The following is a 6,340-nucleotide window of genomic DNA, read 5'->3' on the forward strand; positions in this document are numbered from 1 at the left end:
ACGAGCTGTTCATGCGGGTGACGCTGACCTTCGGCTACATGGAGCAGCCGAACATCCCGCGCGCGCTGGCGATCTGCCGCAAGCAGGGCTGGAAGTTCGACATCATGACGACCTCGTTCTTCCTGTCACGGCGTTCGCTCAAGGCCTCGCCCAATTCCGGCATGCCGGTGTGGCAGGATCGGCTGTTCATCGGCCTGGCGCGCACGGCGGCCGATGCGACGGAGTATTTCCAAATCCCGACCGGGCGCGTGGTCGAGATCGGCACGCAGGTGGCGATCTAGGACATGTCCTGGCGGATCGGCGAATGGACTGTGCTTCACGGCACAGTCCATGTCACTCCGCTTCAACCGGCCAGCGCGGCCTTGTTTGCCTCGAGGAACTGCTTCAGCGTCTTCGACTTTCGGCCGGAAAGCGTCTCGACCGCGTCCGTCACCATGGCGATGCGGCCGGAACGCGTGTTGGCGTCGAATGACACGATGATGCGGGCAAAGTCCTCGGGAACGCCAGCCGCCTTCACGCCCTCGGTCAGGGCTTCATCCGGAACCTGCACGACATCTAGCGGCTTGCCGGTGACCTCGCTTACCAGGGCGGCAATCTCGGCCGTCGTGTAGGCCTGCGGGCCGGTCAAGGTGTAGGTCTCGCTTTCGCTTGATGCGGCAGCGAGGCCGGCGGCGATCGCTGCCGCCATGTCGTCGCGCGCACCGTGCGCCATGCGGCCGTCGCCGGCGGAGGTGTACCATTTTCCCGAAGCGATCGCGTGCGGCAGGGCCATGAACAGGTTCTCCTGGTACCAGCCGTTGCGGAAGATCGTGTAGGGGATGCCGCTCGCCTTGATCGCCTGCTCGGTGCCGTAGTGATCATTGGCAAACAGCACCGGCGAAACCGGTTCTGGATTCGGCATCGAGGTGTAGAGAAGGTGGGAAACGCCGGCCTTCTTCGCGGCGGCAACCGCGTTCTCATGCTGCCTCAGGCGCTTGCCGTGAAGCAGGTCGATCTCGCCGGTCGAGATGATCAGCACCCTGTCGGCGCACTTGAACGCAGCCTCCAACGATAGTGTGTCGTCGAAGTCAGCCGCCCTTGTGATGACACCTCGCGCCGCCAACTCGGCAAGGTTTTCCGGATTGCGGGTGGCGGCGATGATCCGGCCCGCGGGGACCTTGAACGTGTCCAGCAGGTGGTTGATGACGCCGCGGCCGAGCTGGCCGGAAGCGCCGGTGACGAGAAGGGTTTCGGTCATGGAAGATCCTGACATTGCGCCGCTAAGGCGGCTCGAGTGGCAGTCTCAAAAAGAGACCAGCACTAAAATAGGAATTGACCCTGGGCCGTAAAGAAGGCAGTTTTTCGGGAGGTAGGCAGGCGCAGGGAACCAGCGGTGGACAGCAAGATCGTCAATCTGAGATCGAAGATGGAGGTCTACAAGGCAATCTCCGGCGGCGGCAATTTTGCAAATTGTCCAGTCCGCGATGTCATCCAGGGGGTGAGCGGCAAATGGAGCTCGCTGCTGATGATGGCGCTGGCCGAAAAGCCCTATCGGTTTGGCGAATTGCGGCGGCTGGTGCCCGATATCTCACAGCGCATGCTGACGCAGACGCTCCATGATTTGCAGCGTGACGGCTATGTGCATCGCGAAGTGTTCCCGACCAAGCCGCCGAGCGTCGAATACAGCCTGACCGATCTCGGGCATTCGATGTTCGGCGCCTTGCATCAGCTGATCCTATGGGCCGAACTCAATCATGACGCGGTGCGCGACGCGCGTTCCGGCTTTGATGCCATGCAGGCTTGAACGGCAGTTAAAACCCGCGGCTTGATTTCGTCGGGCGGCTGAAGGATTGTCCCGGCCAGTTCGGCTTGGGGGCATTGGCATTTCCTACGACATAGCAATTGCCGGCGCCGGGCCGGCGGGATTGGCCATGGCGCTCTATCTCAAGCGTGCCGGGCATCGGGTCACGGTCTTCGAGCGCTTCGATGAGCCGAAGCCGGTCGGCTCCGGGCTGATTCTGCAGCCGACAGGGCTGACGGTCCTGGCCGATCTTGGCCTGCTTGACGACATACTCGCGCTGGGCAGCCGTATCGACCGCCTGCATGGCGCCGATGCTTCCACGGGCCGTACGGTGCTCGATGTCCGCTACGATGCGCAACGCGGTGGCCGCTTCGGGCTGGCGGTGCACCGGGCGGCCTTGTTCGGCGTGCTTTTCCGCGCCGCGCAGCGCGAGGCGATCGCCATCGAGACCGGCGTCGAGATCGAGGCTCTGGAGACCGGCGAACGGGCGACGCTGATATGCGGCAACCGACGAAGGGCAGGGCCGTTCGACCTCGTCATCGACGCCAGCGGTTCGCGCTCGAAACTGCGCCGCGCGAGCGCTCCAGGCGAGCCAAGAGCACTCACCTATGGCGCGTTCTGGGCCGCGCTTGGTTGGCGCGGCGACGGTTTCGATGAGCATGCGCTGCTGCAACGCTACGACAAAGCGAGCGTGATGATCGGCGTGCTGCCGGTCGGCCGGCCGCAGCCGGGCGCTGAAAAGATGGCGGCCTTCTTCTGGAGCCTGAAGCCGTCGGATGCCGATGAGGTGCGCGTCCGCGGCCTGAACGCCTGGAAGGAAAGGGTGGTCCGGCTGTGGCCACAGAGCGAGGCGTTCACCAGCCAGATCGACAGTTTCGACCAGCTCTCGCTGGCCCGCTACGGCCACCACACGATGAAGCTCCCGGCCGGTAGGCGATTGGCCGTCATCGGCGACGCGGCGCATTCCACCAGTCCGCAACTCGGGCAAGGGGCGAACATGGCGCTGCTCGACGCGGCGGCGCTCAGCCATGCGCTGGTGCGGACAACGAGTGTCGACGCAGCACTGGAGGCCTATGCGAAGGCGCGGCGCTGGCATGTCCGCATCTTCCAGGCGCTGTCGCTGGCATTCACGCCGTTCTACCAGTCGGATTCGGTGGCGCTGCCCTTGATCCGCGACAGGCTGGTGGCGACGGTGGCAAAAATCCCGCCGGCGCCGCAGTTTCTCGCCTCGATGGTGGCCGGTACGGTGATCGATCCGTTCAAGCGGATTGGGCTGACCGAAGCGCGGTGGCTGGATCGTTTTTCCGGATGAGGCCTGAAAGGTGCGATCCCTTCGCTTGCAGGAAAGCATGCAGGCGCTGCGGATAGTCCGGCGCCACGGCTTGCCTGATCGACGGGCGTTCACTCAACGCCTTGCGCCAGGCTCGGACGAGCGGTTTGCCGTCCAGAATGCCGAAATCACCGATGCGGTCGAAGACATCGAGATAGCGGAAGACCGGACCGTAAACGGCGTCGACCAGCGAAAAGTGCTTGCTGGCGAACCAGGGTCCGCCGGGCTCGTCCGCCAGCTCGGCTTCGAGGCGATCGAACATGGCGGACAGCGCGCTGGATTCGGCAAGGAAGCCAGCCTCGGTCGAGGCTGAATAGAACCGGCCGATGGCGTTGAGGGTTGCCGAACCGAACTCGATCCAGGCGCGATGACGGGCGCGGGCATAGGGATCGACAGGGTGGAGGGGGTTGGCCTGCGTCTCTTCGAGGAATTCGAGGATGACGGCCGATTCGAAGATCGCCGTTTCCTCACCATTTCGCTGTACCCGCAGCAGCGGCACCTTGCCGAGCGGCGAGATCGCCTTGAACCAGTCCGGTTTGTTGGCGAGGTCGATATCGACGCGCTCGAACGGCACGCCCTTTTCGGCCAGCGAAATCGCGGCGCGCTGCACATAGGGGCAAAGGTGATGGCTGACGAGAATGAGCTTGTCGGCGCGTGTGCAGGTTTCGTGTTTCATCGGATCGGCTTTCCAGGGTTAATGCAATTGCATCTATATAGATGCACATGCATCGACCGTCAAGCTTGATGCAATTGCATCTATCGTCTAGGAATGCGCCATGACCGAGAAAGCCACGCCTTCGCCCGAAGCCATCAAGGCCTGGGCTCGCCTGATGCGCGTTTCGCGCCAGCTGATGGAAAGCGCCGAGGAGGCGTTGAAGGCCGCCGGCCTGCCGCCGCTTGCCTGGTACGACGTGCTGCATGAGCTCGCCGAGGCGGGTGAGGGCGGGCTGCGGCCGTTCCAGCTCATCGAGCGCACGCTGTTCGCGCAATACAACATCTCTCGGCTTCTGGCCCGCCTAGAGGCCGACGGACTGGTGGAGAAGCTGCCGGTGGCCGATGACGGCCGTGGCCAGACCATCCGCATCACCGCCAGCGGGCGAGAGATACGCCGCCAGATGTGGGCTGTCTACGGACGCTCGATTGCGGAACTGGTAGGCGCCAAATTGTCGGCGGATGAGCTGACCATGGTCTCGGCATTGCTTGGACGGCTGCGTCAACCGCCAGCCGGCGACTAGGCGAGGCTGTCGCGCGCGGCAACGCTCATCCACTTGCAGATATTTTGCTCTCGTCCTCTTGCGTGCGGCCTTGGAATGCGCAATATGCCGAACCGTAACGTACGGTACGGATTGCCGAGTGATCGGCGGCCTGCCTTTCGAGAGAAGAGCGTGTTGCACATCTTGCCCGACATCGACACCAGCGAAGCGCTGACAGAACGGCAGAAGGCCGTCCTCGACGCGGCGTTGCGGCTGCTGGTCGAGGAGGGCGATCATCTGACCATGAACGCCGTGGCGCGCCGCGCTAGCTGCTCCAAGGAAACGCTCTACAAATGGTTCGGCGACCGTGACGGGCTGCTGACGGCGACGGTGCAGTGGCAGGCCTCGAAAGTGCGGGTGGCGCCGGTTGACGGCAAGGGGCTCGATCTTGCCTCGCTGACCGCAAGCCTCGAACGCTTTGCCTCGGACTGGCTTAAGGTGATCTCCAGCGACACGTCGATCGCCCTCAACCGGGTGGCGGTCAGCCATGCGGGCTCGGGTAAGGACAATCTCGGCGCCGTCGTGCTTGAGAACGGCCGCTTCGCATTGGCCAAACGGTTGAAGCCGGTGCTTGAGGCCGGCCGACGGACCGGTCTTTTGGATTTCGCGGATGCCGAGACGGCGTTCCGCACCTTTTTCGGGCTGGTCGCCCGCGACGTGCAGATCCGTCTGCTGCTTGGCGACCGGCTGGAATTGACTGAGGCGGCGATCGGCGGCGATGCCGCGCGCGCGACGCAGCAGTTTCTCGCTCTTCATGGAGCAACAACCGGCCGCAAGGCCCTCTGATTTGTAAAAACGGGAAGGAAGACAAAATGCGCGTCTATTACGATCGTGATGCCGATCTCAATCTGATCAAGGGCAAGAAGGTCGCCATCATCGGCTATGGCAGCCAAGGCAGGGCGCATGCGCTCAACCTCAAGGATTCCGGCGCCAAGGAGATCGCCATCGGCCTCAAGGCCGGCTCGGCGACCGCCAACAAGGTCGATGCCGACGGGCTCAAGGTGATGAGCGTGGCGGACGCCGCCAAATGGGCCGACCTGATGATGATGGCAACGCCGGACGAACTGCAGGCCGACATCTACAGAAACGAGATCGCGCCGAACATCCGCGACGGTGCCGCAATCGCCTTCGCGCACGGCCTCAACGTGCATTTCGGCCTGATCGAGCCGAAGTCGACGGTCGACGTCGTCATGATCGCGCCGAAGGGTCCCGGCCACACGGTGCGCGGCGAATACCAGAAGGGCGGCGGCGTGCCGTGCCTGGTCGCCGTCAACCAGGACGCTTCGGGCAATGCGCTCGACCTGGCGCTGTCCTACGCCTGCGGCGTCGGCGGCGGCCGTTCGGGCATCATCGAGACCAATTTCCGCGAGGAATGCGAGACCGACCTGTTCGGCGAGCAGGTCGTGCTGTGCGGCGGTCTGGTCGAGTTGATCCGGGCCGGTTTCGAGACGCTGGTGGAAGCCGGCTACGCGCCTGAGATGGCCTATTTCGAGTGCCTGCACGAGGTCAAGCTGATCGTCGACCTGATCTATGAAGGCGGCATCGCCAACATGAACTACTCGATCTCGAACACTGCCGAATGGGGCGAATATGTCTCGGGTCCGCGCATCATCACCGCCGAGACCAAGGCCGAGATGAAGCGCGTGCTGAAGGACATCCAGACGGGAAAATTCACCTCGGAGTGGATGCAGGAATATCGCGCCGGCATGTCCCGCTTCAAAGGCATCCGCCGCAACAATGACAGCCACCAGATCGAGGAAGTCGGCGCCAAGCTGCGCGCGATGATGCCCTGGATTTCCAAGAACAAGCTGGTCGACAAGGCCAAGAACTGAGCGAAATCCACAAGCGCTCGAAAACAGCGGCTTCCATGAACAAAAAACGGCGCCAAGTGGCTAATGCAGTTCACTTAGGCACCTTCAGTGTTCTGACAGGATATTTGGCTGGTAGCTTTTTGACGACACGGGGGCATGATCGCCC

8 protein-coding genes are annotated in these 6,340 nt (G+C 63.2%); 6 read left to right on the forward strand and 2 right to left on the reverse strand.

What is annotated here, in order from left to right:
• Window positions 1-281: KUP/HAK/KT family potassium transporter (locus NKI69_RS33300; RefSeq protein WP_502895379.1), on the forward strand; the 281-nt coding region annotated here is incomplete at its 5' end.
• Window positions 282-343: 62 nt separating this feature from the next.
• On the opposite strand, the gene NKI69_RS33305 is transcribed toward NKI69_RS33300, so the two are convergent.
• On the reverse strand, window positions 344-1,237 hold the full coding sequence (locus tag NKI69_RS33305) for an SDR family oxidoreductase (RefSeq protein WP_352723428.1): 894 nt from the start codon (window positions 1,235-1,237) through the stop codon (window positions 344-346).
• A gap of 135 nt (window positions 1,238-1,372) precedes the next feature.
• Here NKI69_RS33305 and NKI69_RS33310 point away from each other — a divergent pair, with 135 nt between their 5' ends.
• Window positions 1,373-1,783, forward strand: a complete 411-nt coding sequence (locus NKI69_RS33310; RefSeq protein WP_127293162.1) for a winged helix-turn-helix transcriptional regulator — start codon at window positions 1,373-1,375, stop codon at window positions 1,781-1,783.
• 46 nt (window positions 1,784-1,829) lie between these two features.
• Window positions 1,830-3,092, forward strand: a complete 1,263-nt coding sequence (locus tag NKI69_RS33315; protein ID WP_023812419.1) for an FAD-dependent oxidoreductase — start codon at window positions 1,830-1,832, stop codon at window positions 3,090-3,092.
• On the opposite strand, the gene NKI69_RS33320 is transcribed toward NKI69_RS33315, so the two are convergent.
• Window positions 3,040-3,786: a glutathione S-transferase family protein gene (locus NKI69_RS33320; protein WP_023812418.1), complete on the reverse strand. Its 747-nt coding sequence runs from the start codon at window positions 3,784-3,786 to the stop codon at window positions 3,040-3,042. The two genes, NKI69_RS33315 and NKI69_RS33320, sit on opposite strands and share 53 nt — an antisense overlap.
• A gap of 100 nt (window positions 3,787-3,886) precedes the next feature.
• On the opposite strand from NKI69_RS33320, the gene NKI69_RS33325 reads away from it, so the two are divergent.
• The 3 genes from NKI69_RS33325 to ilvC all read left to right on the forward strand — a co-directional run bounded on the left by NKI69_RS33325 (window position 3,887) and on the right by ilvC (window position 6,195).
• Window positions 3,887-4,345: a MarR family winged helix-turn-helix transcriptional regulator gene (locus tag NKI69_RS33325; RefSeq protein WP_023812417.1), complete on the forward strand. Its 459-nt coding sequence runs from the start codon at window positions 3,887-3,889 to the stop codon at window positions 4,343-4,345.
• Between the two features lie 150 nt (window positions 4,346-4,495).
• Window positions 4,496-5,149 (forward strand): TetR/AcrR family transcriptional regulator, encoded by a 654-nt coding sequence (locus NKI69_RS33330; RefSeq protein ID WP_023812416.1) that lies wholly within the window; start codon window positions 4,496-4,498, stop codon window positions 5,147-5,149.
• Window positions 5,150-5,175: 26 nt separating this feature from the next.
• The gene (gene ilvC / locus NKI69_RS33335) at window positions 5,176-6,195 is read left to right on the forward strand and encodes a ketol-acid reductoisomerase (protein ID WP_352723432.1); all 1,020 of its coding nucleotides are present in this window, start codon (window positions 5,176-5,178) and stop codon (window positions 6,193-6,195) included.
• Window positions 6,196-6,340: the final 145 nt, after the last annotated feature.

Source organism: Mesorhizobium sp. M0491, from assembly GCF_040321265.1.
GTDB lineage: Bacteria > Pseudomonadota > Alphaproteobacteria > Rhizobiales > Rhizobiaceae > Mesorhizobium.

Excerpts from the sequence above, each read along its gene's own strand:
- ilvC (WP_352723432.1), top strand. The coding sequence starts at position 5,176 with ATGCGCGTCTATTACGATCGTGATGCCGATCTCAATCTGATCAAGGGC.
- NKI69_RS33325 (WP_023812417.1), top strand. The coding sequence starts at position 3,887 with ATGACCGAGAAAGCCACGCCTTCGCCCGAAGCCATCAAGGCCTGGGCT.
- NKI69_RS33305 (WP_352723428.1), bottom strand. The coding sequence starts at position 1,237 with ATGACCGAAACCCTTCTCGTCACCGGCGCTTCCGGCCAGCTCGGCCGC.
- NKI69_RS33320 (WP_023812418.1), bottom strand. The coding sequence starts at position 3,786 with ATGAAACACGAAACCTGCACACGCGCCGACAAGCTCATTCTCGTCAGC.